1 protein-coding gene is annotated in these 290 nt (G+C 28.6%); it reads left to right on the top strand.

What is annotated here, in order from left to right; all coding sequences use genetic code 11:
- Positions 1–49: 49 nt before the first annotated feature.
- The coding region (gene rpsS / locus LDP10_RS03435; RefSeq protein WP_265197304.1) for a 30S ribosomal protein S19 at positions 50–290 on the top strand (241 nt) is incomplete at its 3' end.

Below are 290 nucleotides of genomic sequence, written 5' to 3'. Positions count from 1 at the left end.
GATAAGTTTATCTTACGAAGTCGAAATAAATAATTACAGAGTATAAAGAATGCCACGTACTCTTAAAAAGGGTCCTTTTATTGATCTCAATTTATTAAAGAAAGTAGAAAAATCTATTAAAAAAAATGATAAAAAACCATTACGTACTTGGTCTCGTCGTTCTACTGTTTTTCCAAATATGATTTGTTTAACTATAGCAATACATAACGGTCGTCAACATGTTCCTGTTTTTATTACCGAAGATATGGTAGGTCATAAATTAGGAGAATTTTCTTTAACTAGGACTTATA

The organism is Buchnera aphidicola (Pemphigus obesinymphae) (assembly GCF_026122815.1).
GTDB lineage: Bacteria > Pseudomonadota > Gammaproteobacteria > Enterobacterales > Enterobacteriaceae > Buchnera_C > Buchnera_C aphidicola_BJ.
Note: the sequence above shows the minus strand (reverse complement) of the source record. Positions and strands in the feature narration are given on the sequence as shown.